The 24239-nt window shown below is 44.6% G+C and carries 28 protein-coding genes; 26 read left to right on the top strand and 2 right to left on the bottom strand.

Features of this window, described 5'->3' with window-relative positions:
* Positions 1-3: 3 nt before the first annotated feature.
* The 3 genes from rpe to spoVM all read left to right on the top strand — a co-directional run bounded on the left by rpe (position 4) and on the right by spoVM (position 1522).
* Complete coding sequence (rpe, locus tag KHQ79_RS10350) at positions 4-657, top strand: ribulose-phosphate 3-epimerase (RefSeq protein ID WP_003221541.1); 654 nt, start codon at positions 4-6, stop codon at positions 655-657.
* A gap of 70 nt (positions 658-727) precedes the next feature.
* A complete protein-coding gene (locus KHQ79_RS10345) occupies positions 728-1372 on the top strand; it encodes a thiamine diphosphokinase (protein ID WP_225515063.1) in 645 nt (214 codons plus the stop codon).
* Between the two features lie 69 nt (positions 1373-1441).
* Positions 1442-1522, top strand: a complete 81-nt coding sequence (spoVM, locus tag KHQ79_RS10340) for a stage V sporulation protein SpoVM (RefSeq protein ID WP_003221545.1) — start codon at positions 1442-1444, stop codon at positions 1520-1522.
* A gap of 72 nt (positions 1523-1594) precedes the next feature.
* Here the strand turns inward: spoVM and rpmB are convergent, their stop codons facing one another.
* A complete protein-coding gene (gene rpmB, locus KHQ79_RS10335; protein ID WP_003221548.1) occupies positions 1595-1783 on the bottom strand; it encodes a 50S ribosomal protein L28 in 189 nt (62 codons plus the stop codon).
* Positions 1784-2061: 278 nt separating this feature from the next.
* Between rpmB and KHQ79_RS10330 the strand changes: the two genes are divergently transcribed.
* From KHQ79_RS10330 to ftsY, 13 genes are all read left to right on the top strand, one after another.
* Positions 2062-2424: an Asp23/Gls24 family envelope stress response protein gene (locus KHQ79_RS10330; RefSeq protein WP_003238605.1), complete on the top strand. Its 363-nt coding sequence runs from the start codon at positions 2062-2064 to the stop codon at positions 2422-2424.
* A 15-nt stretch (positions 2425-2439) separates the two neighbouring features.
* Entirely contained in the window at positions 2440-4101 is a 1662-nt protein-coding gene (locus tag KHQ79_RS10325) for a DAK2 domain-containing protein (protein ID WP_225515061.1), read from the top strand.
* Positions 4102-4239: 138 nt separating this feature from the next.
* Complete coding sequence (gene sdaAB, locus KHQ79_RS10320; protein ID WP_003238602.1) at positions 4240-4902, top strand: L-serine ammonia-lyase, iron-sulfur-dependent subunit beta; 663 nt, start codon at positions 4240-4242, stop codon at positions 4900-4902.
* Positions 4903-4925: 23 nt separating this feature from the next.
* On the top strand, positions 4926-5828 hold the full coding sequence (gene sdaAA / locus KHQ79_RS10315) for an L-serine ammonia-lyase, iron-sulfur-dependent, subunit alpha (protein WP_003238601.1): 903 nt from the start codon (positions 4926-4928) through the stop codon (positions 5826-5828).
* Complete coding sequence (gene recG, locus KHQ79_RS10310; protein WP_060398615.1) at positions 5806-7854, top strand: ATP-dependent DNA helicase RecG; 2049 nt, start codon at positions 5806-5808, stop codon at positions 7852-7854. The genes sdaAA and recG overlap by 23 nt, the downstream gene beginning before the upstream one ends.
* A gap of 108 nt (positions 7855-7962) precedes the next feature.
* Positions 7963-8529, top strand: a complete 567-nt coding sequence (gene fapR / locus KHQ79_RS10305) for a transcription factor FapR (RefSeq protein ID WP_003238599.1) — start codon at positions 7963-7965, stop codon at positions 8527-8529.
* 13 nt (positions 8530-8542) lie between these two features.
* A complete protein-coding gene (gene plsX / locus KHQ79_RS10300) occupies positions 8543-9544 on the top strand; it encodes a phosphate acyltransferase PlsX (RefSeq protein ID WP_003238598.1) in 1002 nt (333 codons plus the stop codon).
* An 18-nt stretch (positions 9545-9562) separates the two neighbouring features.
* Positions 9563-10516, top strand: a complete 954-nt coding sequence (gene fabD / locus KHQ79_RS10295; RefSeq protein ID WP_003238597.1) for an ACP S-malonyltransferase — start codon at positions 9563-9565, stop codon at positions 10514-10516.
* Positions 10509-11249, top strand: a complete 741-nt coding sequence (gene fabG, locus KHQ79_RS10290) for a 3-oxoacyl-[acyl-carrier-protein] reductase (RefSeq protein ID WP_003238596.1) — start codon at positions 10509-10511, stop codon at positions 11247-11249. The genes fabD and fabG overlap by 8 nt, the downstream gene beginning before the upstream one ends.
* Before the next feature lie 84 nt (positions 11250-11333).
* Positions 11334-11567 (top strand): acyl carrier protein, encoded by a 234-nt coding sequence (gene acpP, locus KHQ79_RS10285; RefSeq protein WP_003154310.1) that lies wholly within the window; start codon positions 11334-11336, stop codon positions 11565-11567.
* 139 nt (positions 11568-11706) lie between these two features.
* Positions 11707-12456 carry a ribonuclease III gene (rncS, locus tag KHQ79_RS10280; RefSeq protein WP_003232030.1) on the top strand — a complete coding sequence of 250 codons (750 nt, stop codon included), beginning with the start codon at positions 11707-11709 and terminating at the stop codon, positions 12454-12456.
* 100 nt (positions 12457-12556) lie between these two features.
* On the top strand, positions 12557-16117 hold the full coding sequence (gene smc / locus KHQ79_RS10275; protein ID WP_225515059.1) for a chromosome segregation protein SMC: 3561 nt from the start codon (positions 12557-12559) through the stop codon (positions 16115-16117).
* Between the two features lie 19 nt (positions 16118-16136).
* Complete coding sequence (gene ftsY / locus KHQ79_RS10270; RefSeq protein ID WP_003238594.1) at positions 16137-17126, top strand: signal recognition particle-docking protein FtsY; 990 nt, start codon at positions 16137-16139, stop codon at positions 17124-17126.
* 36 nt (positions 17127-17162) lie between these two features.
* On the opposite strand, the gene KHQ79_RS10265 is transcribed toward ftsY, so the two are convergent.
* Positions 17163-17648, bottom strand: a complete 486-nt coding sequence (locus tag KHQ79_RS10265) for an Ig-like domain-containing protein (RefSeq protein ID WP_088110940.1) — start codon at positions 17646-17648, stop codon at positions 17163-17165.
* Positions 17649-17827: 179 nt separating this feature from the next.
* On the opposite strand from KHQ79_RS10265, the gene KHQ79_RS10260 reads away from it, so the two are divergent.
* From KHQ79_RS10260 to rnhB, 10 genes are all read left to right on the top strand, one after another.
* Positions 17828-18160 carry a putative DNA-binding protein gene (locus KHQ79_RS10260; RefSeq protein WP_003238590.1) on the top strand — a complete coding sequence of 111 codons (333 nt, stop codon included), beginning with the start codon at positions 17828-17830 and terminating at the stop codon, positions 18158-18160.
* A gap of 13 nt (positions 18161-18173) precedes the next feature.
* Positions 18174-19514 carry a signal recognition particle protein gene (gene ffh, locus KHQ79_RS10255; protein ID WP_019258383.1) on the top strand — a complete coding sequence of 447 codons (1341 nt, stop codon included), beginning with the start codon at positions 18174-18176 and terminating at the stop codon, positions 19512-19514.
* Between the two features lie 105 nt (positions 19515-19619).
* On the top strand, positions 19620-19892 hold the full coding sequence (rpsP, locus tag KHQ79_RS10250) for a 30S ribosomal protein S16 (RefSeq protein ID WP_003220815.1): 273 nt from the start codon (positions 19620-19622) through the stop codon (positions 19890-19892).
* A complete protein-coding gene (locus KHQ79_RS10245) occupies positions 19892-20137 on the top strand; it encodes a KH domain-containing protein (RefSeq protein WP_003238584.1) in 246 nt (81 codons plus the stop codon). The genes rpsP and KHQ79_RS10245 overlap by 1 nt, the downstream gene beginning before the upstream one ends.
* 121 nt (positions 20138-20258) lie before the next feature.
* Positions 20259-20645 (top strand): YlqD family protein, encoded by a 387-nt coding sequence (locus KHQ79_RS10240; protein ID WP_003238581.1) that lies wholly within the window; start codon positions 20259-20261, stop codon positions 20643-20645.
* A gap of 4 nt (positions 20646-20649) precedes the next feature.
* Positions 20650-21174 carry a ribosome maturation factor RimM gene (gene rimM / locus KHQ79_RS10235; RefSeq protein ID WP_060398618.1) on the top strand — a complete coding sequence of 175 codons (525 nt, stop codon included), beginning with the start codon at positions 20650-20652 and terminating at the stop codon, positions 21172-21174.
* Positions 21171-21902, top strand: coding sequence for a tRNA (guanosine(37)-N1)-methyltransferase TrmD (trmD, locus tag KHQ79_RS10230; protein WP_003238578.1), 732 nt, complete (start codon positions 21171-21173; stop codon positions 21900-21902). Before rimM ends, trmD begins: the two co-directional genes overlap by 4 nt.
* A 139-nt stretch (positions 21903-22041) precedes the next feature.
* Positions 22042-22389 carry a 50S ribosomal protein L19 gene (gene rplS, locus KHQ79_RS10225; protein WP_003220825.1) on the top strand — a complete coding sequence of 116 codons (348 nt, stop codon included), beginning with the start codon at positions 22042-22044 and terminating at the stop codon, positions 22387-22389.
* A gap of 144 nt (positions 22390-22533) precedes the next feature.
* Positions 22534-23382: a ribosome biogenesis GTPase YlqF gene (gene ylqF / locus KHQ79_RS10220; protein WP_019258385.1), complete on the top strand. Its 849-nt coding sequence runs from the start codon at positions 22534-22536 to the stop codon at positions 23380-23382.
* A 70-nt stretch (positions 23383-23452) separates the two neighbouring features.
* A complete protein-coding gene (rnhB, locus tag KHQ79_RS10215) occupies positions 23453-24220 on the top strand; it encodes a ribonuclease HII (protein WP_060398619.1) in 768 nt (255 codons plus the stop codon).
* Positions 24221-24239 lie beyond the last annotated feature (19 nt).

Below are 24239 nucleotides of genomic sequence, written 5' to 3'. Positions count from 1 at the left end.
ATAATGATAAAGGTTGCACCATCTATTCTTTCCGCTGATTTTGCCGCTTTAGGCAATGAGATTAAAGATGTAGAAAAGGGCGGAGCCGATTGTATTCATATTGATGTCATGGACGGCCATTTTGTCCCGAATATCACGATCGGTCCGCTGATTGTAGAAGCTGTCCGGCCAGTAACAGATCTGCCGCTTGATGTTCATTTAATGATAGAGGAGCCGGATCGTTATATCCCGGCTTTCGCGAAAGCGGGCGCAGATATCCTGTCTGTGCATGCTGAGGCATGTCCGCATCTGCACCGAACCATCCAGCTCATTAAAGAGCAAGGCGTGAAGGCCGGTGTTGTTCTGAACCCGCATACGCCTGTTCAAGTCATCGAGCATGTTTTTGACGACCTTGATCTTGTTCTTTTAATGACTGTGAACCCGGGATTTGGCGGGCAGAAATTTATTCATTCAGTCCTTCCTAAAATAAAAGAGGTTAAGCGAATGGCCGATGAAAGAGGAAAAAAAGATCTGTTAATTGAAGTAGACGGCGGCGTCAACAAAGAAACCGCTCCGCTAGTCATTGAAGCGGGCGCAAATTTACTCGTTGCCGGCTCAGCTGTTTATGGCCAGCCTGACCGCAAAAAAGCGATTTCTGAAATCAGAGGAAGCAAATAAGCAAATCAAAAAAGAGCTGGGCATACTGAGCCTAAGCTCTTTTTCCTGTATGCAGAGAAAGGAATCAGAGATGAAAACAATCAATATCGTTGCGGGAGGCCCTAAAGATCTCATTCCCGATCTAACCGGCTATACGGCTGAACACATCCTCTGGATCGGTGTCGACAAAGGCACGGTCACTCTTTTAGATGCCGGGATCATTCCTGATGAAGCCTTTGGAGATTTTGACAGCATAACAGAGCAAGAACGCCGCCGAATTGAAAAAGCCGCTCCCGCACTCCATGTGTATCAAGCAGAAAAAGATCAAACAGATTTAGACCTCGCCATTGACTGGGCGCTGGAAAAGCAGCCGGATATCATTCAGATTTTCGGCATTACAGGCGGCAGAGCTGATCATTTTTTAGGAAACATCCAGCTTCTGTACAGAGGTGTAAAAACAAATATAAAAATTAGGCTGATAGACAAACAAAATCATATTCAAATGTTCCCTCCCGGTGAATATGATATTGAGAAGGATGAAAACAAGCGATATATCTCCTTCATACCGTTTTCCGAAGAAATACATGAGCTGACCCTGGACGGTTTTAAATATCCGCTAAATAAGTGTCATATTACGCTCGGTTCAACACTATGTATTAGTAACGAACTCATTCATTCACGAGGTACTTTTTCGTTTACAAAAGGCATATTAATAATGATAAGAAGCACGGATTAGCATGTGCTTTCATTCATTTGCTGAAATCAATGAACAGGCGGTTACGGGACGTTATAGGAGGGGACAAAAATGAAATTTTACACCATTAAATTGCCGAAGTTTTTAGGAGGAATTGTCCGGGCGATGCTGGGCTCATTTAGAAAAGATTAATGCCCAGGGGTTCAAAGCCCTCTTTCACCACATAAAAACGCCTGCCACATATCGGGGCAGGCGTTCATTTTGTTATACACGCTCAACTTTACCGGATTTCAAAGCTCGAGCAGATACATATACTTTTTTAGGTTTTCCGTTCACAAGGATACGAACCTTTTGAAGATTCGCGCCCCAAGTGCGCTTAGAAGCGTTCATTGCGTGAGAACGGTTATTCCCAGCTGTTGTTTTTTTACCTGTGATAACGCATTTACGTGCCATTTGTTTCCCTCCTCACTTGCACAAAACATCTACTTTTAAACATTCATATGATCTTAGATGCTTTCGATATGGATACTTTAAATAATTTACCACAGCTAAAAAACGTTTGCAACTATTGTTTCATCATCTTTCAAGAAAATTCACTTGACATCTTGCAGAAACAGCGGCGCTATAGTATATGTAGAGGGACGGGCAGCAATACCCGGGTCTTTTCTTTTCATAATGGAAACCATATAGTAGAATAGCTGTAACTCTATGCATTCGAAGGAGGAACTAGTGTGTCCATTGAATTAAGAACGAAGTACGGGCAGATTGATATATCTAATGAAGTCATTGCGATGGTTGCAGGAGGGGCGGCGATTGACTGTTACGGCATTGTCGGCATGGCCTCCAAAAACCAGATTAAAGACGGACTGACTGAAATCCTTCGGAAAGAGAATTTCAGCAGGGGTGTCCAAGTTCGCCAAGAAGGAGAACAGATACATATTGACATGTATATCATTGTCAGCTATGGCACGAAAATTTCTGAAGTGGCACATAATGTCCAAACAAAAGTAAAGTACACAGTAAACCAAACCATCGGACTGGCAGTGGACTCTGTCAATATTTATGTCCAAGGCGTACGAGTGACGAACCCGTAGTTAGGAGGAGTAGGATTGTCTATCAGAACATTAGACGGCAGAACCTTTGCCGAGATGATTCTTGCGGGAGCGCAGAATCTGTCTCAAAACGCGAGTGCGGTTGATGCGCTGAACGTGTTTCCGGTGCCGGACGGCGATACGGGAACAAACATGAACCTGTCGATGACTTCCGGAGCAAGAGAAGTGGAGCAAATGGATACGGATGATATCGGTAAGGTGGGCTCCGCGTTATCTAAAGGACTGCTCATGGGAGCACGCGGAAATTCAGGAGTTATCCTGTCCCAATTGTTCCGCGGCTTCAGTAAAAGCATTGAAACGAAAAAAGAAATTAATGCGTTAGAGTTTGCACAAGCACTGCAAGCAGGTGTTGATATGGCGTATAAAGCTGTCATGAAACCTGTAGAAGGCACCATTTTAACAGTTGCAAAAGATGCTGCGAAAAAAGCGGTGGCTCTGGCAGAAAAAGAAACCGATATCACAGCGCTGATGACTGCTGTGACAGGTGAAGCAGAGGCGTCTTTAAACAGGACCCCTGAATTGCTTCCTGTCCTGAAGGAAGTAGGAGTCGTCGACAGCGGCGGCAAAGGCCTGCTTTGTGTGTATGAAGGTTTTCTTGCTTCATTAAAAGGTGAAATTGTGCCTCAGAAAGCAGTTCTTCCGTCACTTGACGACATGGTCAGCGCAGAGCATCACAAGAGCGCGCAAAGCATGATGAATACCGAAGATATTGAATTTGGTTTTTGTACCGAAGTGATGGTTAGGCTCGATCAGACAAAACGAGAATTCGACGAAGGCACGTTCAGACAAGACCTAAGCCAGTTCGGTGATTCTCTGTTAGTCATTGCGGATGAATCGCTGGCAAAGGTTCATATTCATGCGGAAGAGCCGGGAAATGTATTAAACTATGCCCAGCATTACGGTGAATTGATCAAAATTAAAATAGAAAATATGAGAGAACAGCATACCTCCATCATCAGCCAAGAAAGCAAGCCTGCTGAGAACGAAAAACCGCCGGCAAAGCAGCCGTATGGCATTGTGACTGTAGCGATGGGAGAAGGCATTTCTGACTTATTCAAAAGCATCGGCGCTTCTGTTGTGATTGAAGGCGGGCAGACCATGAACCCGAGCACTGAGGATATTGTCGAGGCCGTGAAATCTGTAAATGCAGAAACGGTGTTTATCCTACCGAATAACTCAAACATCATCATGGCTGCTAATCAAGCGGCCAGCGTAATGGGTGAACAGGTTTTTGTCATTCCTGCCAAAACGGTTCCGCAAGGGATGTCAGCCCTGCTGGCATTTAATCCGGATCAAGAAACTGAAGCGAACGAAGCCAATATGCTCAGCGCCATTCAGCAAGTAAAAAGCGGGCAGGTGACGTACTCAGTCAGAGACACTCATATTGACGGCAAAGATATTAAAAAAGGCGACTTTATGGGAATTCTGAATGGAACGATTATCGGCACTGCTGAAGATCAGCTGTCAGCCGCGAAAATGCTGCTGTCAGAAATGATCGGAGAAGACGACGAAATTGTCACCATCCTATATGGTGAGGATGCGTCTCAGGAAGAAGCGGAGAAGCTTGAAGCGTTTCTTAGTGAAAAGTACGAGGAGATTGAGGTTGAGATCCACAACGGAAAACAGCCGCTGTATTCGTATATAGTTTCTGTAGAATAGAAGGGCGATTCGCCCTTCTATTCTTATGTCTGCTTTTAAGTGCGGCAGCGCTGTAACGCGCCCGCTTGCCATTTTATATGTGATCAATTAGTCTAGAAGCAAAGCGCTTATAAGCTCTTGTTCATAAGGAGGAATAGCATGAAATACAGAAGCGTTTTTGATATTATCGGCCCGGTTATGATCGGTCCGTCCAGCTCGCATACAGCGGGAGCGGCGAGAATTGGGAGAGTGGCCAGAAGTTTATTTGGCAGAGAGCCTGAGAGCATCGTCGTATCCTTTTACGGCTCTTTTGCGGAAACGTATAAGGGCCACGGCACAGATGTCGCGATTATCGGCGGATTGCTTGATTTTGATACATTCGACGAACGAATTAAAACCGCTATAAAAATTGCAGAAGATAAAGGAATTGATATAGAGTTTCGGGTTGAAGATGCTGTCCCGGTCCATCCGAACACAGCCAAAATCACCATTTCTGATGAAAAGGGAGAGCTTGAGCTGACGGGTATTTCAATTGGCGGAGGAAAGATTGAAATCACAGAATTAAATGGTTTTGAACTCCGGCTTTCAGGAAATCATCCGGCCATATTGGTTGTTCATAATGACAAGTTTGGCACGATTGCCGGTGTTGCCAATGTTTTGGCGAAATTTTCAATCAACGTAGGCCATATGGAAGTAGCCCGCAAAGATATCGGCCAGCTTGCGCTGATGACAATAGAAGTCGATCAAAATATTGACGACCACGTTCTCGACGAGCTGTCGAAGCTGCCGAATATTATTCAAGTGACAAAGATTGCTGACTAGAGAAAGGTCAGGAGGAGCCAGTTATGTTTCGTAATGTAAAGGAATTAATTGAGATTACTAAAGAAAAGCAAATATCCATCTCTGAGGTAATGATCGCACAAGAGATGGAAGTAACAGAAAAAACAAAAGAAGAGATTTTTCAGCAGATGGATCACAATCTGACTGTTATGGAAGCGGCGGTTCAGAAAGGACTCGAGGGAGTTACGAGCCAAACGGGCTTAACAGGCGGGGATGCCGTTAAATTGCAGGCCTACATTCAATCAGGAAAAAGCCTGTCTGGACCGCTGATTTTAGATGCGGTATCGAAAGCTGTTGCAACTAATGAAGTAAATGCAGCCATGGGAACGATCTGCGCGACACCGACTGCAGGTTCTGCTGGTGTGGTGCCAGGCACGTTATTTGCTGTAAAAGAAAAGCTGAACCCAACAAGAGAACAAATGATCCGCTTTTTGTTTACGGCCGGTGCTTTCGGATTTGTTGTGGCTAACAACGCAAGTATTTCCGGCGCCGCCGGGGGATGTCAGGCAGAGGTTGGATCAGCCTCAGGCATGGCAGCTGCGGCGATTGTTGAAATGGCAGGCGGAACGCCCGAACAAAGCGCAGAGGCCATGGCCATTACATTAAAAAATATGCTCGGCCTTGTGTGCGACCCTGTTGCGGGGCTTGTTGAAGTGCCTTGCGTGAAACGGAATGCAATGGGCGCGTCAAATGCGATGATTGCTGCTGATATGGCATTGGCAGGCATTACAAGCCGCATCCCATGTGATGAGGTTATCGATGCAATGTATAAAATTGGCCAAACGATGCCCACTGCACTTAGAGAAACAGGCCAGGGCGGTTTAGCAGCAACACCGACTGGAAGAGAATTAGAGAAAAAAATTTTCGGAGGAGCGCTAGGTTCACGTGAAACAACATCAGCAAACTAGTATAGCTAACATTAAGGGTATTGGGCCGGAAACAGAAAAAACATTGAATGAACTCGGTATTTATGACATTTCTGATCTTCTGAATTATTTCCCTTATCGCTATGATGACTACGAGCTGAGGGATTTAGAAGAAGTGAAGCATGATGAAAGAGTTACCGTCGAAGGGAAGGTTCATTCAGAGCCTTCTCTTACCTATTACGGAAAGAAACGAAACAGGCTGACATTCAGGCTTCTTGTCGGCCACTATTTAATCACAGCCGTATGTTTTAACCGGCCTTATTTGAAGAAAAAGCTTTCGCTTGGCTCTGTTGTGACGGTCTCCGGTAAATGGGACAAGCACCGCCAAACCATCTCTGTTCAGGAGTTAAAAAACGGGCCGCATCAAGAGGATAAAAGCATTGAACCAGTGTATTCTGTGAAAGAAAATGTAACCGTCAAAATGATGAGACGCTTTATTCAACAGGCGCTGACCCAATATGCAGACTCACTTCCGGATCCTCTTCCGGAAAAGCTAAGAACAAGCTATAAGCTGCCGGACTATCAACAGGCGTTAAAAGCAATGCACCAGCCTGAAACAAGAGAAGCGTTAAAGCTTGCCAGACGCCGGTTTGTTTACGAAGAATTTTTGTTGTTTCAGTTGAAAATGCAGGCGTTCCGAAAGGCGGAAAGAGAGCAGACTCAAGGGATACGGCAGCGTTTTTCAAACGAAGAACTCATGAGATTTATCAAAAGCCTCCCGTTTCCCCTCACAAACGCCCAGTCGCGCGTGCTTCGCGAAATAACATCAGACATGTCTTCTCCATACAGAATGAACCGTCTTCTTCAAGGGGACGTAGGATCAGGAAAAACGGCAGTCGCCGCCATTGCGCTGTATGCCGCGATTCTGTCCGGATACCAGGGAGCGCTCATGGTGCCGACAGAAATTCTGGCCGAACAGCATGCTGATTCGCTCGTTTCACTATTTGAAAAGTGGGATGTCAGCGTCGCCCTTTTGACAAGCTCTGTCAAAGGAAAGCGGCGAAAAGAACTGCTTGAGCGCCTTGCGGCGGGAGAGATTGATATTCTTGTAGGAACCCACGCTTTAATCCAAGATGAAGTGGAGTTTAAGGCGCTGAGTCTCGTTATTACAGATGAACAGCATAGATTTGGAGTTGAGCAGCGCAAAAAGCTTCGGAACAAAGGGCAGGATCCCGATGTTCTCTTTATGACAGCCACTCCAATCCCAAGAACGTTAGCCATTACAGTGTTCGGTGAAATGGATGTATCTGTCATTGATGAAATGCCGGCGGGACGAAAACAAATCGAAACCTATTGGGTAAAGCATGACATGCTGGACCGTATTTTGGCATTCGTCGAAAAAGAATTAAAGCAGGGCAGGCAGGCTTATATCATCTGTCCGCTGATTGAAGAATCAGACAAGCTTGATGTGCAAAACGCCATTGACGTGTACAATATGCTTTCTGACATTTTCCGGGGGAAATGGAACGTCGGTCTTATGCACGGAAAGCTGCATTCTGATGAAAAAGATCAGGTCATGAGAGAATTCAGCGCGAATCACTGTCAAATTCTCGTATCAACCACTGTTGTTGAGGTTGGCGTGAATGTTCCGAATGCAACCATTATGGTGATTTATGATGCCGACCGTTTCGGGCTGTCACAGCTTCACCAGCTGCGCGGACGTGTCGGACGGGGGGAGCATCAATCTTTCTGCATTCTGATGGCCGACCCTAAATCAGAAACAGGAAAAGAACGGATGAGAATCATGTCCGAGACCAATGACGGCTTCGAGCTATCTGAAAAGGACCTTGAACTTAGAGGCCCCGGGGATTTCTTCGGGAAAAAACAAAGCGGTATGCCTGAATTCAAGGTGGCGGACATGGTTCATGATTACAGAGCGCTTGAAACAGCAAGGCAGGATGCTTCGAATCTTGTGGCTTCTGACGCGTTCTGGAAGGAGCCGGAATACGGTGCGCTGAGAGAGCATTTGCTGAAGAGCGGCGTAATGGACGGGGAAAAATTGAGCTGAGCACCAGAAGTTTTTGGTGTTCAGTCAGAAACAATCGTTGCATTCCAATCTATGAAATTATATACTACTATTAGTACCTAGTCTTAATTGTCCGGATGGTGTTTAGATATGAGAAGAAATAAGAGAGAACGCCAGGAATTACTTCAGCAGACGATTCAAATAACCCCCTTTATTACAGACGAAGAATTAGCGGGTAAATTTGGGGTGAGCATCCAGACGATACGTTTGGACCGCTTAGAGCTTTCCATACCGGAGCTGAGAGAAAGAATTAAGAATGTGGCAGAGAAAACGCTTGAAGATGAAGTCAAATCTCTGTCACTGGACGAAGTTATCGGAGAAATTATTGACCTTGAGCTGGATGATCAGGCGATATCCATTTTAGAAATAAAACAGGAGCATGTGTTCAGCCGGAATCAGATTGCGAGAGGGCACCATTTATTTGCGCAGGCGAATTCTTTGGCCGTTGCAGTCATTGATGACGAGCTGGCGCTGACTGCAAGTGCAGACATCCGCTTTACAAGACAGGTAAAGCAGGGTGAACGTGTCGTAGCGAAAGCGAAAGTGACGGCAGTCGAAAAAGAAAAAGGAAGAACGGTCGTCGAAGTGAACAGCTATGTCGGCGAAGAAATTGTTTTTTCTGGACATTTTGACATGTACCGTTCAAAACATTCATAAAGGTGGAGCATGCATGAGAATAGCTGTAGATGCAATGGGAGGAGACCACGCTCCCAAAGCTGTTATTGACGGAGTTATAAAGGGGATAGAGGCATTTGATGATCTCCATATCACACTTGTCGGTGACAAAACAACGATAGAATCACACTTAACCACAACATCAGATCGCATCACGGTGCTGCACGCAGATGAAGTGATTGAGCCTACGGATGAACCGGTCCGCGCCGTGAGAAGAAAAAAGAACTCATCTATGGTCCTTATGGCGCAGGAAGTTGCGGAAAACAGAGCTGACGCCTGCATTTCAGCAGGAAATACCGGTGCATTAATGACAGCCGGTCTGTTTATTGTCGGAAGAATTAAAGGAATTGACCGCCCGGCGCTTGCCCCGACACTTCCGACCGTTTCAGGAGACGGTTTTCTTCTCCTTGATGTTGGCGCCAATGTCGATGCCAAACCGGAGCACCTCGTTCAATACGCCATCATGGGTTCTGTTTATTCTCAGCAAGTGCGCGGTGTCACTTCACCGAGAGTCGGGCTTTTAAATGTCGGAACAGAAGATAAAAAAGGAAACGAACTGACGAAGCAGACGTTTCAAATTTTAAAAGAAACAGCAAATATTAATTTTATCGGAAATGTGGAAGCGCGAGACCTTTTAGATGATGTGGCGGATGTTGTAGTAACAGACGGCTTTACCGGGAATGTTACACTCAAAACACTGGAAGGCTCTGCGTTATCTATTTTTAAAATGATGAGAGAAGTAATGACGTCTAATCTCACATCAAAGCTTGCAGCAGCTGTGCTGAAGCCAAAGTTGAAAGAAATGAAAATGAAAATGGAGTATTCGAATTATGGCGGAGCAAGTCTTTTTGGCTTAAAAGCGCCTGTGATCAAGGCGCACGGCTCTTCAGATTCTAATGCTGTTTTTCATGCGATTCGGCAAGCAAGAGAGATGGTCAGCCAAAATGTGGCTGCGCTCATTCAGAAAGAAGTTAAAGAAGAAAAAACAGATGAGTAGTCTGGAGGTTTTTACATCATGAGTAAGATTGCATTTTTATTCCCGGGTCAGGGATCACAATTTATCGGCATGGGAAAAGAGCTTTATGAGCAGGTGCCTGCTGCAAAACGTCTGTTTGATGAAGCGGATGAAACATTGGAAACAAAACTCAGCTCACTGATTTTTGAAGGTGATGCTGAAGAATTAACACTTACATACAATGCGCAGCCTGCCTTGCTGACGACAAGCATTGCTGTTCTTGAGAAATTTAAAGAATCAGGCATTACACCTGATTTCACAGCAGGACACAGCCTTGGTGAATATTCCGCACTGGTTGCGTCTGGCGCACTGTCTTTCAAAGATGCTGTTTATACCGTCAGAAAACGCGGCGAGTTTATGAATGAAGCGGTGCCGGCTGGCGAAGGAGCTATGGCTGCGATTCTCGGCATGGATGCTGAAGCACTAAAGCAAGTAACCGATAAAGTCACGGAGGAAGGCCACCTTGTACAGCTTGCGAATCTCAACTGTCCCGGACAAATCGTTATTTCCGGAACAGCTAAAGGGGTAGAGCTTGCGTCTGAACAGGCAAAAGAGAACGGTGCAAAACGCGCAATCCCGCTTGAAGTAAGCGGTCCGTTCCATTCCGAACTGATGAAGCCTGCTGCTGAAAAACTGAAAGAAGTACTGGACTCCTGTGAAGTAAAAGACGCTGACGTTCCGGTCATCTCAAATGTTTCTGCTGATGTTATGACTGATAAGGCAGACATCAAAGAGAAACTCATTGAGCAGCTATACTCTCCGGTTCGTTTTGAGGAAAGCATTAACAAGCTGATTGCAGAGGGTGTGACGACTTTTATTGAAATTGGTCCCGGAAAAGTGCTTTCAGGCCTTGTGAAAAAAGTAAACAGACGCTTAAAAACAATTGCTGTATCAGATCCGGAAACGATCGAGCTGGCAATTCAAACGCTTAAGGAGGAGAATGAAAATGCTTAATGACAAAACAGCTATTGTCACTGGCGCATCCCGCGGAATCGGCCGCTCAATCGCCCTTGACCTGGCAAAAAGCGGCGCAAACGTTGTCGTGAACTACTCCGGCAATGAAGCGAAAGCAAATGAAGTCGTAGATGAAATCAAATCAATGGGCAGAAAAGCAATTGCTGTCAAAGCGGATGTATCAAATCCCGAAGATGTACAAAACATGATAAAAGAAACGCTATCTGTTTTTTCTACGATTGACATTCTTGTTAATAATGCCGGAATTACAAGAGACAATCTCATCATGAGAATGAAAGAAGATGAATGGGATGATGTCATTAACATTAACCTGAAGGGTGTTTTCAACTGCACGAAAGCTGTTACAAGACAAATGATGAAACAGCGTTCAGGCCGGATTATTAACGTATCGTCTATCGTCGGCGTCAGCGGAAATCCTGGACAGGCCAACTACGTGGCTGCAAAAGCCGGTGTGATCGGTTTAACAAAATCTTCTGCTAAGGAGCTCGCAAGCCGCAATATTACGGTAAATGCGATTGCGCCTGGATTTATCTCAACTGATATGACAGATAAGCTTTCAAAAGACGTTCAAGACGAAATGCTGAAACAAATTCCGCTCGCGCGCTTTGGCGAACCTGGCGATGTCAGCAGCGTTGTCACGTTCCTTGCTTCAGAGGGAGCCCGTTACATGACAGGCCAAACGCTTCATATTGACGGCGGAATGGTGATGTAAGTTTTTTTCTCAAAAATTTCATCATAGTTTCTCTAGTTTTTTAAAAACGAATCCACTATAATACTTGAGGGGAGGTGAATTGCTATGGCAGATACATTAGAGCGTGTAACGAAAATCATCGTAGATCGCCTTGGCGTTGATGAAGCAGACGTCAAACTTGAAGCTTCTTTCAAGGAAGACTTAGGTGCTGATTCCCTAGATGTAGTTGAGCTTGTTATGGAACTTGAAGACGAGTTTGATATGGAAATTTCTGACGAAGATGCTGAAAAGATTGCAACAGTCGGCGACGCTGTGAACTACATACAAAACCAGCAATAAGCTGATGCTAAAAGTCCCGCCGAAACGCGGGGCTTTAGCCCTTTATTCGTGCAGTTATTACAGCATGCCGCTTTTACGCGCGCTGTATCCGGTTTAGTCAGAGAAGCGCGGTGAACCTGATGTGCCTATGGAGGTTACTATGTCAAAACACTCACATTATAAAGATAAAAAAAAGTTCTATAAAAAAGTAGAACAATTTAAAGAGTTTCAAGAACGGATTTCGGTTCACTTTCAAAATGAAAAGCTTTTGTATCAAGCATTTACACATTCATCTTATGTGAATGAGCATCGGAAAAAGCCGTATGAAGATAATGAAAGGCTTGAATTTTTAGGTGACGCTGTTTTGGAACTGACGATCTCCAGATTCTTATTTGCCAAGTACCCGGCTATGAGTGAAGGAGATTTGACGAAATTGAGAGCCGCGATTGTATGCGAACCGTCTCTCGTTTCATTGGCTCATGAACTGTCATTCGGCGACCTTGTCCTGTTGGGTAAAGGTGAGGAAATGACAGGCGGAAGAAAGCGTCCTGCTCTATTGGCGGATGTTTTTGAGGCATTTATCGGAGCCTTGTATCTTGACCAGGGGTTAGAGCCGGTCGAAAGTTTCTTAAAAGTCTATGTGTTCCCTAAAATTAACGATGGTGCTTTTTCTCATGTGATGGATTTCAAAAGCCAGCTGCAGGAATATGTGCAGCGGGACGGCAAAGGCTCTCTGGAGTATAAAATCTCCAACGAAAAAGGTCCTGCGCACAATCGTGAATTCGAAGCCATCGTATCTCTAAAGGGTGAACCACTCGGAGTCGGAAATGGCCGTTCAAAGAAAGAAGCCGAACAGCACGCTGCTCAGGAAGCTTTAGCTAAATTGCAAAAACACCATACGAAACAATAAAATCCCCCTGAGTCGTAAGGGGGATTTCAGTATGTATGCCGTCTTATTTCACCCATGTTTATGATAGAATTGAAATACTTATTACATAAGGAGGATCGCTATGTTCCTCAAACGTTTAGACGTTATAGGATTTAAATCATTTGCAGAACGGATTTCCGTAGATTTTGTAAAAGGCGTTACAGCGGTTGTCGGACCGAACGGAAGCGGAAAAAGCAACATCACAGATGCCATTCGCTGGGTTCTCGGAGAACAATCAGCCCGGTCTCTTCGCGGCGGAAAAATGGAAGATATCATTTTTGCCGGCAGTGATTCGAGAAAGCGATTAAATCTAGCTGAAGTTACGCTTACTCTTGATAATGATGATCATTTCTTGCCGATTGACTTCCATGAGGTCAGTGTCACAAGACGCGTGTACAGATCAGGCGAGAGTGAGTTTCTGATTAACAATCAGCCGTGCCGCTTAAAAGATATTATTGATTTATTTATGGACTCTGGCCTGGGTAAAGAAGCATTTTCTATTATCAGCCAAGGGAAAGTGGAAGAGATCCTGAGCAGTAAAGCGGAGGATCGCCGCAGTATCTTTGAAGAAGCGGCCGGAGTGCTTAAATATAAAACGAGAAAGAAAAAAGCAGAAAATAAATTGTTTGAGACACAGGACAATTTAAACCGGGTAGAAGATATATTACATGAGCTAGAAGGACAGGTTGAACCTCTTAAAATTCAAGCTTCAATAGCGAAAGACTACCTGGAGAAAAAGAAAGAGCTGGAGCATGTTGAAATTGCGCTGACAGCCTATGATATCGAAGAGCTGCATGGCAAATGGTCAACTCTTAAAGAGAAGGTACAGCTCGCCAAAGAAGAAGAGCTCGCTGAATCGTCTGCGATTTCTGCGAAAGAAGCAAAGATTGAGGATACGCGAGACAAAATTCAAGCGCTTGATGAATCAGTAGATGAGCTCCAGCAAGTCTTACTGGCAACGAGTGAAGAGCTGGAAAAGCTTGAAGGCCGTAAAGAAGTCCTGAAAGAACGCAAGAAAAACGCTGTGCAGAACCAAGAACAGCTTGAAGAAGCCATCGTTCAGTTTCAGCAAAAAGAAACGGTGCTGAAAGAAGAGCTAGCGAAGCAGGAAGCTGTCTTCGAAACGCTTCAGACAGAGGTGAAACAGTTAAGAGCTCAGGTAAAAGAAAAGCAGCAGGCTCTCAGTCTTCACAATGAAAATGTCGAAGAGAAAATCGAGCAACTGAAAAGCGATTACTTTGAGCTTTTGAACAGCCAGGCTTCGATTCGTAATGAGCTCCAGCTGCTGGATGACCAGATGTCCCAATCCGCTGTTATATTGCAGAGGCTTGCGGACAACAATGAAAAGCATCTTCAGGAACGGCGCGATATTTCTGCGCGAAAAGCCGCATGTGAAACGGAGTTTGCCCGAATTGAGCAGGAGATACACAGCCAAGTCAGTGCATATCGTGACATGCAGACAAAATATGAGCAGAAAAAGCGTCAATACGAAAAAAATGAATCCGCTCTGTATCAGGCATACCAATACGTTCAGCAAGCGAGATCGAAAAAGGACATGCTTGAGACGATGCAGGGTGATTTCTCCGGCTTTTATCAAGGTGTTAAAGAAGTGCTGAAAGCGAAAGAGCGCCTTGGCGGAATTCGCGGAGCTGTACTTGAGCTGATCTCAACAGAACGGAAGTATGAAACGGCCATCGAAATTGCGCTCGGCGCTTCTGCCCAGCATGTCGTGACCGACGATGAACAGTCTGCCCGTAAAGCGATTCAATATTTAAAACAGAATTCCTTCGGCCGGGCGACGTTTCTGCCTCTTTCTGTTATCAGAGACCGCCAGCTTCAAAGCCGTGACGCGGAAACAGCAGCACAGCACCCGTCATTTCTCGGAGTTGCCAGTGAACTGGTCACATTTGATCCTGCATATCGGCGCATCATCCAGAACCTGCTTGGAACCGTGCTGATCACAGAGGATTTAAAGGGAGCAAACGAGCTTGCGAAGCTTCTCGGTCACCGGTACCGCATCGTAACCCTTGAGGGAGATGTCGTGAATCCGGGTGGTTCGATGACGGGCGGCGCGGTTAAAAAGAAAAATAACTCCCTGCTTGGAAGAAGCCGGGAGCTTGAAGATGTGAGCAAACGGCTCGCTGAAATGGAAGAGAAAACAGCACTGCTTGAACAAGAAGTCAAAACCCTTAAGCAATCCATTCAGGATATGGAGAAAAAACTGGCTGACTTAAGAGAAACCGGGGAAGGCTTAAGATTAAAGCAGCAGGATGTAAAAGGCCAGCTGTACGAACTACAAGTTGCCGAGAAAAATATCAACACCCATTTAGAGCTCTACGATCAAGAAAAATCTGCTCTGTCAGAAAGCGATGAAGAGAAGAAAACACGCAAACGCAAGCTGGAAGAAGAGCTTTCTTCCGTATCAGAAAAGATGAAACAGCTTGAAGAGGATATTGACAGACTGACAAAACAAAAACAAACACAATCGTCAACGAAAGAGTCTCTCTCCAACGAGCTGACTGAGCTGAAGATCACAGCGGCCAAAAAAGAACAGGCATGCAAGGGTGAAGAGGACAACCTTGCCAGATTAAAGAAAGAGCTCACAGAAACAGAGTTTGCGTTAAAAGAGGCGAAAGAAGACTTAAGCTTTTTAACGTCAGAGATGTCTTCAAGCACCAGCGGCGAAGAAAAGCTGGAAGAAGCCGCAAAACATAAATTGAATGACAAAACGAAAACGATCGAACTGATTGCGTTAAGACGCGATCAGCGTATCAAGCTTCAGCATGGGCTTGATACGTATGAGCGTGAGCTGAAAGAAATGAAACGCCTATATAAACAAAAAACAACGCTCCTAAAAGACGAAGAAGTCAAACTCGGCCGAATGGAAGTAGAGCTTGATACTTTACTCCAGTACTTACGGGAGGAATACAGCTTGTCCTTTGAGGGGGCAAAAGAGAAATATCAGCTTGAAACTGATCCAGAGGAAGCCAGAAAGCGCGTGAAGCTGATTAAACTCGCAATCGAAGAGCTGGGCACCGTAAACCTCGGAAGCATAGATGAGTTTGAGAGGGTCAACGAACGGTATAAGTTTCTGTCAGAACAAAAAGAAGATTTGACAGAAGCGAAAAATACTCTGTTCCAAGTGATTGAAGAAATGGATGAAGAAATGACGAAACGCTTTAACGACACATTCGTTCAAATCCGCTCACACTTTGATCAAGTCTTCCGCTCCCTATTCGGAGGAGGACGAGCTGAACTGAGGCTCACCGATCCTAACGATCTGCTTCACTCAGGAGTCGAGATTATCGCACAGCCGCCGGGGAAAAAACTGCAAAACTTAAACCTTCTGTCTGGCGGAGAGCGTGCGCTTACTGCAATAGCGCTCTTATTCTCAATCCTAAAGGTTCGTCCTGTGCCGTTTTGTGTCCTTGACGAAGTAGAAGCTGCGCTCGACGAAGCGAACGTGTTCCGTTTTGCGCAGTATTTAAAAAAATACAGCAGCGATACCCAGTTTATCGTGATTACCCACAGAAAAGGGACGATGGAGGAAGCGGATGTGCTATACGGCGTAACAATGCAGGAATCCGGTGTTTCCAAGGTAATCTCAGTTAAGCTGGAAGAAACAAAAGAATTCGTTCAGTAACGAGGAAAGAGGTTAAAAGATGAGCTTTTTTAAAAAATTAAAAGAGAAAATCACAAAACAGACAGATTCCGTATCTGAAAAGTTTAAGGATGGCCTTGAAAAAACAAGAAACTCCTTTCAAAACAAAGTGAATGATCTTGTGTCCCGTTACCGTAAAGTGGATGAGGATTTCTTCGAAGAGCTTGAAGAGGTTCTCATCAGCGCGGATGTCGGTTTTACAACCGTTATGGAATTAATAGATGAGCTGAAAAAAGAAGTGAAACGCAGAAATATTCAAGATCCGATGGAAGTCCAGTCTGTTATTTCTGAGAAGCTGGTCGAGATTTATAACAGCGGAGATGAGCAAATTTCTGAGTTGAACATCCAGGATGGCCGTTTAAATGTAATCCTTCTGGTGGGTGTAAACGGAGTCGGCAAAACGACAACGATCGGAAAGCTTGCCCATAAACTAAAGCAAGAAGGAAAATCTGTCGTACTTGCTGCCGGAGACACATTTAGAGCAGGCGCCATTGAACAGCTTGAAGTATGGGGAGAGCGTACGGGAGTTCCTGTCATTAAGCAGACCGCCGGTAGCGACCCTGCGGCTGTCATCTACGATGCTGTCCATGCTGCCAAAGCAAGAAATGCCGATGTATTAATCTGTGATACGGCAGGGCGTCTCCAAAACAAAGTAAACTTAATGAAAGAGCTTGAAAAAGTGAAGCGCGTCATCGAAAGAGAAGTGCCTGAAGCGCCGCATGAAGTGCTGCTTGCCCTTGATGCCACAACCGGCCAAAACGCTATGGCACAGGCGAAAGAGTTCTCTAAAGCAACAAATGTTACCGGCATTGCTTTAACGAAGCTTGACGGTACGGCAAAAGGCGGTATCGTCCTTGCGATCCGCAACGAACTTCACATCCCGGTTAAACTAGTCGGGTTAGGTGAAAAAGTTGATGATCTCCAGGAATTTGATCCTGAATCGTATGTGTACGGACTCTTTTCAGATTTAGTGGAAAAAGCCGACGATTAAAAAAGGGCCCTCACATTTGGGGGCCTTTTTCTTTTTTTATCTTCTCACTTGATAGGCGAAATGATAAAGGCTGTTATCAGTGGATGCCAGTCTTGAATCTCCTGAATAAACTCTGAATGGGATGATGTCATAGTAATGAACGGAAACAGATGTGTAATACGTGTAGTACCCTGCAGCTGGCCCCAAATACATTGGAACCTCAAACGTTCCGTTTGCATCGGTTGTTCCTGAAGCTGTTTGTGTTGTATTTCCGACTTTCGTATCTGCTTCGAATCTTACTGGAGCGTTTGGCACCGGCTGTCCGTTTTGGTCGAGTAATTTGCCGCTTATCGTAATATTGTACTTGACTCGCCAAAATTGACCTTGGCCGTAATTGATTTTTCCGTAAACCCCTCCATCTGTGCTGATATTAGTGATTGAAGCCTTATAAGGCGCTTCAGCAGCGTCTGCTTGATGTGCAGGGAAAATGATTGTAAACACGGTTGCCAAGCACAGCATAAATAATAAACCGATTTTTTTCATAAAAAATCCTCCTTTAAAATAGGGTTCATATACAATATCGGAATTAATTGGATTTTATTTAGCGTATTTTGGAAAAAGGTAATCATTGCTTTGACAAGATAAAAACTTGACAGTCTCAATGAAACCGTGTAAACTAAGTTATCGTAAAGGGATTTGACTTAACAAAGGGGAGAGCTCAAATGTCACTCGAAAAGACAACGAGAATGAACTATCTGTTTGATTTTTATCAGTCGTTGTTGACGTCAAAACAGAAGAGCTACATGTCGCTTTATTATTTGGACGATTTCTCCCTAGGCGAAATAGCCGAAGAATATGAGGTTTCAAGACAAGCTGTTTATGATAACATCAAACGAACAGAAGCGATGCTTGAACAATATGAAGAAAAGCTGCTCCTTTTGAAAAAGTTTCAGGAGCGTAAAGAGATGTTTAATAAGCTGAAGGAGCTTGCTTCCGGTTCAAAAGAAGAGGAAGAAATTACAGCTCTGATTGAAGCGCTTGAGAAATTAGATTAGGAGGCGGCAAACTATGGCATTTGAAGGATTAGCCGACCGACTGCAGCAGACGATTTCTAAAATCCGCGGAAAAGGGAAAGTCAGCGAACAAGATGTAAAAGATATGATGCGTGAGGTTCGTCTTGCGCTGCTTGAGGCTGACGTTAACTTTAAAGTAGTCAAGGATTTTGTCAAAAAAGTAAGTGAACGCGCTGTAGGCCAAGACGTCATGAAAAGTCTGACGCCCGGCCAGCAGGTCATTAAAGTTGTTAAAGAGGAACTGACTGAGCTGATGGGCGGCGAAGAGAGCAAAATCGCCGTTGCAAAAAGACCGCCGACTGTTATTATGATGGTCGGTCTCCAAGGTGCCGGTAAAACGACAACAAGCGGTAAGCTTGCGAATCTGCTGCGCAAAAAGCATAATCGCAAACCGATGCTGGTTGCTGCCGATATTTACCGCCCAGCCGCAATTAAGCAGCTGGAAACGCTCGGCAAACAGCTTGACATGCCTGTTTTCTCTCTTGGTGATCAGGTCAGTCCTGTAGAAATAGCTAAACAGGCTATTGAAAAAGCCAAGGAAGAACATTATGACTATGTCATTTTGGATACCGCAGGCCGCTTGCATATCGACCATGAACTGATGGATGAACTGACCAACGTGAAAGAAATCGCGAATCCAGAAGAAATCTTCCTGGTTGTCGATTCAATGACCGGTCAGGACGCTGTGAATGTTGCCAAAAGCTTTAATGAACAGCTCGGTTTAACGGGTGTTGTGTTAACTAAGCTTGATGGAGACACACGCGGCGGTGCTGCGCTTTCTATTCGCGCGGTCACAAACACGCCGATTAAGTTCGCTGGTTTAGGCGAAAAGCTTGACGCATTAGAAGCGTTCCATCCTGAACGCATGGCATCAAGGATTCTTGGCATGGGCGACGTGCTGACATTGATTGAAAAAGCACAGGCCAGCGTCGATGAAGATAAGGCCAAAGAGCTCGAACAAAAAATGAGGACGATGAGCTTCACATTGGACGATTTTCTGGAGCAGCTCGGGCAGGTCAGAAACATGGGGCCGCTTGATGAGCTTCTGCAAATGATGCCGGGTGCAGGCAAAATGAAAGGCCTGAAAAACATCCAAGTTGATGAAAAACAGCTGAATCATGTGGAAGCGATCATTAAATCCATGACTGTTCTTGAAAAAGAACAGCCGGATATCATCAATGCCAGCCGGCGGAAGCGGATTGCGAAAGGAAGCGGGACATCCGTGCAGGAAGTCAACCGTCTGCTTAAGCAGTTTGACGAAATGAAAAAAATGATGAAGCAGATGACAAACATGTCAAAAGGTAAGAAAAAAGGGTTTAAGCTACCTTTTATGTAATCGGTTATACATGATAAAACCGTTGTTAAGAAAAAACACTTTACAAACACTTTTATCATTGTTAATATACTATCTTGTTGAAATATTTTCGGAGGTGCTAGTAAAATGGCAGTAAAAATTCGTTTAAAACGTATGGGAGCAAAAAAATCTCCTTTCTATCGTATTGTTGTAGCAGATTCTCGTTCACCGCGTGACGGCCGTTTCATCGAAACAGTCGGAACTTACAACCCGGTTGCAAAACCAGCGGAAGTAAAAATCGACGAAGAGCTTGCTCTTAAATGGCTTCAAACTGGAGCGAAACCATCTGATACAGTTCGCAACTTGTTCTCTAGCCAAGGAATCATGGAAAAATTCCACAACGCTAAACAAGGCAAGTAATGACTGATCAACACTTGGAAGATTTGATTGTCAAAATTGTGACGCCGCTTGTTGATCATCCAGATGACATTCGCGTCATAAGAGAAGAAACCGATCAAAAGATTGCGCTGCGCTTATCTGTCCATAAGTCAGATACCGGTAAAGTTATCGGAAAGCAAGGCCGGACTGCAAAAGCGATTCGAACAGCTGTATTTGCAGCTGGCGCACAGTCTTCTAAGAAAGTTCAATTTGAGATATTTGACTAAAAGGGAGAGGGCCGGCACCTCCCCTTTTTTTACACGCAAAAAAAGGGTAAACTGATAGAAGCTTAGGCAAAATAGAAAAGCCTGAGCCAAAAAAAGTTTTAAAAGCGGGGAGCTTGGTGCGATGCAAATTATTCACCGTGTAGCCGTTATGCAAGTCTTAACCGAGCGCAGCAAAGAAAAGCTTTTAGCTTCTTTTGCCGAAAAGAAACAAATGCTTGAACGAGAATGCAGCCAGCTCTATTTTCAGCTTAGAAAACATGAGAAAGAACAGCAAAACCCAGATATGATTGAACAATTTAAAAAGGCAATAGAAAAGCGAAAAGATAACATAAAAATAATCGATTTTCAAATCGGTCAAGTACATACATTGCCGCTCGGCAGTGAGATGAAAGAAAAGGAAGTCGATGCGCTGCTGACAATTGAAGCCGGGGATGACTGGCAGGAGAAAACAGCAGCAAACACCATCGTCATAAAAGACGGAAAAGTAATTGAAATTCGCCAGAGGTGATCATATGACAACGCGATGGTTTAATGTAGGCAAAATCGTAAATACCCACGGAATCAAAGGCGAAGTTCGGGTGATTTCGAAAACAGATTTTGCCGAAGAACGGTACAAGCCGGGCAACACGCTGTATTTGTTTATGGACGGACGTAACGAACCCGTGGAAGTAACGGTAAACACGCACAGACTGCATAAGCAATTTCATCTGCTGCAGTTTAAAGAAAGACAAAGCCTGAATGAAGTAGAGGAACTGAAAAACGCAATCATTAAAGTTCCTGAAGAGGATTTAGGAGAGCTGAATGAGGGAGAGTTTTATTTCCACGAAATTATTGGGTGCGAAGTATTTACAGAAGACGGCGAACTAATCGGAAAGATCAAAGAAATTTTGACGCCTGGAGCTAATGATGTATGGGTCGTCGCGCGAAAAGGGAAAAAAGACGCGCTGATTCCTTACATTGAATCAGTGGTCAAGCATATCGATGTCAGTGAAAAGAAAATTGAGATTGAACTCATGGAAGGGTTAATAGACGAATGAAAATCGACTTTTTGACACTGTTTCCCGAAATGTTTGAAGGTGTGCTCGGTTCATCGATTCTTCAAAAAGCCCAGGAAAAAGATGCGGTGCAGTTTCAGGTTGTGAATTTCCGGGAGTATTCTGATAACAAGCACAATACTGTTGATGATTATCCTTATGGCGGCGGCGCAGGCATGGTTCTCAAGCCTCAGCCTGTTTTTGACGCGGTCGAGGATCTGACATCAAAGGCAGCCGCTGCTCCGCGTATCATCCTCGTATGCCCGCAAGGTGAGCGTTTCACCCAAAAAAAAGCCGAACAATTAGCAAAGGAAGAGCATTTGCTGTTCATTTGCGGCCATTATGAAGGATATGATGAACGCATTCGAGAGCATCTGGTGACGGATGAAATATCCATTGGCGATTTTGTTCTGACAGGCGGCGAGCTTCCTGCAATGATGATTGCAGACAGTGTCGTCAGACTGCTTCCGGGTGTGCTGGGCAAAGAAGCTTCCCATATTGAGGATTCATTCAGCACCGGCCTCTTAGAGCACCCGCATTATACAAGACCGGCAGATTATAAAGGTTTAAAAGTGCCTGAAACACTTCTATCAGGAAACCATGCAAAAATCAAAGAATGGCGGAATAAAGAATCAATCAGAAGGACCTATGTAAGACGTCCGGATCTTTTGAAAGACTATCCGCTTACAGAACAGCAAAGAAAATGGATTTCTGAATGGGAAAAAGAATAGATTTTATTGCATAGGCTATGAAATTGTGATAAGATACTACTTGTGGCTTAAGCGGGCTTATCCGCTATAAGCTTGAAAACGATGTTCCGCTGTGCCGGGTTTTGTGGCCAAGAGCATCTGTTGGAAGGAGTTGAAAACGATGCAAAAACTAATTGAAGATATCACAAAAGAACAGCTTCGTACTGATCTTCCTGCGTTCCGTCCTGGTGACACTTTACGTGTACACGTTAAAGTTGTTGAGGGTAACCGTGAGCGTATCCAGATCTTTGAAGGTGTTGTGATTAAGCGTCGTGGTGGTGGAATCAGCGAAACGTTCACAGTTCGTAAGATTTCTTACGGTGTTGGCGTTGAACGTACTTTCCCTGTACACACACCAAAAATCGCGAAAATCGAAGTTGTACGTTACGGTAAAGTACGCCGTGCTAAGCTTTACTACCTGCGTGAACTTCGCGGAAAAGCGGCTCGTATTAAAGAGATCAGACGATAATGATAACGAACGAAAAGAGCTTGTTACCTGTAACAAGCTCTTTTTTTATACAGAATTTGAAAATGCCGGACAGGCATCGTAAAATACATAAAGGACAACAAAGAATCTTACATACTGAAGAGATAAAGGCGGTGTTCGTGTCACATGACAATTCAATGGTTCCCGGGCCATATGGCAAAAGCAAGAAGGGAAGTAACCGAAAAACTAAAATTAATCGATATTGTATATGAATTGGTAGATGCCAGAATTCCTATGTCATCAAGAAATCCAATGATTGAAGACATTCTAAAAAATAAGCCGCGAATTATGCTGTTAAACAAGGCTGACAAAGCAGATGCGGCAGTAACACAGCAATGGAAAGAGCACTTTGAGAAAGAGGGTATCCGCTCTCTGTCCATTAACTCTGTGAACGGACAAGGCTTAAATCAAATTGTGCCGGCATCGAAAGAGATCCTCCAAGAAAAATTTGACCGGATGAGGGCGAAAGGTGTGAAGCCGAGAGCAATTCGCGCTTTGATTATCGGCATTCCAAACGTCGGAAAATCAACGCTCATCAACCGGCTGGCAAAGAAAAACATAGCGAAAACGGGAGACAGACCTGGTATTACGACATCTCAGCAGTGGGTCAAAGTCGGAAAAGAATTAGAGCTCTTAGATACACCGGGGATTTTATGGCCTAAATTTGAGGACGAGCTTGTCGGCTTGAGACTCGCAGTCACCGGGGCTATTAAAGACTCGATTATCAACCTGCAGGATGTGGCCGTGTTTGGTCTTCGTTTTCTCGAAGAACACTATCCTGAACGGCTTAAAGAGCGTTACGGCCTTGATGAGATCCCAGAGGACATTGCGGAGCTGTTTGATGCAATTGGTGAAAAGCGCGGCTGTCTCATGAGCGGAGGGCTCATTAACTACGATAAAACGACTGAAGTCATCATTCGTGATATCCGCACTGAAAAGTTCGGCAGGCTGTCATTTGAACAGCCGACTATGTAAAGGCGCGCAGAAATGCGGGTCTTTATTTTTTCCTGACCGAACCGATACATACAGTAAGGGAGAAGAGAAAGTGAATACATTAACCGTAAAGGACATTAAAGACCGTTTGCAGCAAGTGAAGGATGAACAAGACCCATTTCTTGCCCAATGCGAAAACGACCCGAGAAAAAGCGTTCAAACGCTTGTAGAGCAATGGCTTAAAAAGCAGGCGAAAGAAAAAGCGCTGAAAGAACAATGGGTGAATATGACTTCCTATGAAAGGCTGGCAAGAAACAAAGGATTTCGCTTGATTGCAGGTGTTGACGAGGTCGGCCGAGGGCCATTGGCAGGACCTGTGGTCGCCAGCGCAGTTATCCTTCCAGAGGAATGTGAAATGCTTGGGCTGACAGACTCCAAAAAGCTTTCAGAAAAAAAGCGTGAGGAATATTACGAGCTTATTATGAAAGAAGCATTGGCGGTCGGAATAGGGATTGTAGAAGCCTCTGTCATTGATGAAATCAATATATATGAAGCTTCAAAGATGGCAATGGTGAAAGCGATACACGATTTGTCAGATACACCTGATTATTTGCTTGTTGACGCAATGACGCTGCCGCTCGACACGGCTCAGTCGTCAATTATAAAAGGTGATGCCAAAAGTGTGTCTATTGCGGCAGGTGCGTGTATCGCGAAAGTCACAAGAGACCGGATGATGAGCGCCTATGCCGAAACATATCCCATGTACGGCTTTGAAAAAAATAAAGGCTATGGGACAAAAGAGCATCTTGAAGCTCTTGCCGCATACGGCCCAACTGAATTGCACCGCAAAACTTTCGCTCCTGTTCAATCTTTCAGATAAAACAATGGACAAGGAGGCA

The organism is Bacillus sp. TSO22 (assembly GCF_020223595.1).
GTDB lineage: Bacteria > Bacillota > Bacilli > Bacillales > Bacillaceae > Bacillus > Bacillus inaquosorum.
This window is presented reverse-complemented; position numbering and strand designations above follow the sequence as displayed.

What these genes read in the sequence shown, in the direction of transcription:
- rpe (WP_003221541.1), top strand. Translation starts at nt 4, where the DNA reads ATGATAAAGGTTGCACCATCTATTCTTTCCGCTGATTTTGCCGCTTTA.
- KHQ79_RS10345 (WP_225515063.1), top strand. Translation starts at nt 728, where the DNA reads ATGAAAACAATCAATATCGTTGCGGGAGGCCCTAAAGATCTCATTCCC.
- spoVM (WP_003221545.1), top strand. Translation starts at nt 1,442, where the DNA reads ATGAAATTTTACACCATTAAATTGCCGAAGTTTTTAGGAGGAATTGTC.
- rpmB (WP_003221548.1), bottom strand. Translation starts at nt 1,783, where the DNA reads ATGGCACGTAAATGCGTTATCACAGGTAAAAAAACAACAGCTGGGAAT.
- sdaAB (WP_003238602.1), top strand. Translation starts at nt 4,240, where the DNA reads ATGAAATACAGAAGCGTTTTTGATATTATCGGCCCGGTTATGATCGGT.
- sdaAA (WP_003238601.1), top strand. Translation starts at nt 4,926, where the DNA reads ATGTTTCGTAATGTAAAGGAATTAATTGAGATTACTAAAGAAAAGCAA.
- fapR (WP_003238599.1), top strand. Translation starts at nt 7,963, where the DNA reads ATGAGAAGAAATAAGAGAGAACGCCAGGAATTACTTCAGCAGACGATT.
- plsX (WP_003238598.1), top strand. Translation starts at nt 8,543, where the DNA reads ATGAGAATAGCTGTAGATGCAATGGGAGGAGACCACGCTCCCAAAGCT.
- fabD (WP_003238597.1), top strand. Translation starts at nt 9,563, where the DNA reads ATGAGTAAGATTGCATTTTTATTCCCGGGTCAGGGATCACAATTTATC.
- fabG (WP_003238596.1), top strand. Translation starts at nt 10,509, where the DNA reads ATGCTTAATGACAAAACAGCTATTGTCACTGGCGCATCCCGCGGAATC.
- acpP (WP_003154310.1), top strand. Translation starts at nt 11,334, where the DNA reads ATGGCAGATACATTAGAGCGTGTAACGAAAATCATCGTAGATCGCCTT.
- rncS (WP_003232030.1), top strand. Translation starts at nt 11,707, where the DNA reads ATGTCAAAACACTCACATTATAAAGATAAAAAAAAGTTCTATAAAAAA.
- smc (WP_225515059.1), top strand. Translation starts at nt 12,557, where the DNA reads ATGTTCCTCAAACGTTTAGACGTTATAGGATTTAAATCATTTGCAGAA.
- ftsY (WP_003238594.1), top strand. Translation starts at nt 16,137, where the DNA reads ATGAGCTTTTTTAAAAAATTAAAAGAGAAAATCACAAAACAGACAGAT.
- KHQ79_RS10265 (WP_088110940.1), bottom strand. Translation starts at nt 17,648, where the DNA reads ATGAAAAAAATCGGTTTATTATTTATGCTGTGCTTGGCAACCGTGTTT.
- KHQ79_RS10260 (WP_003238590.1), top strand. Translation starts at nt 17,828, where the DNA reads ATGTCACTCGAAAAGACAACGAGAATGAACTATCTGTTTGATTTTTAT.
- ffh (WP_019258383.1), top strand. Translation starts at nt 18,174, where the DNA reads ATGGCATTTGAAGGATTAGCCGACCGACTGCAGCAGACGATTTCTAAA.
- rpsP (WP_003220815.1), top strand. Translation starts at nt 19,620, where the DNA reads ATGGCAGTAAAAATTCGTTTAAAACGTATGGGAGCAAAAAAATCTCCT.
- KHQ79_RS10245 (WP_003238584.1), top strand. Translation starts at nt 19,892, where the DNA reads ATGACTGATCAACACTTGGAAGATTTGATTGTCAAAATTGTGACGCCG.
- KHQ79_RS10240 (WP_003238581.1), top strand. Translation starts at nt 20,259, where the DNA reads ATGCAAATTATTCACCGTGTAGCCGTTATGCAAGTCTTAACCGAGCGC.
- rimM (WP_060398618.1), top strand. Translation starts at nt 20,650, where the DNA reads ATGACAACGCGATGGTTTAATGTAGGCAAAATCGTAAATACCCACGGA.
- trmD (WP_003238578.1), top strand. Translation starts at nt 21,171, where the DNA reads ATGAAAATCGACTTTTTGACACTGTTTCCCGAAATGTTTGAAGGTGTG.
- rplS (WP_003220825.1), top strand. Translation starts at nt 22,042, where the DNA reads ATGCAAAAACTAATTGAAGATATCACAAAAGAACAGCTTCGTACTGAT.
- ylqF (WP_019258385.1), top strand. Translation starts at nt 22,534, where the DNA reads ATGACAATTCAATGGTTCCCGGGCCATATGGCAAAAGCAAGAAGGGAA.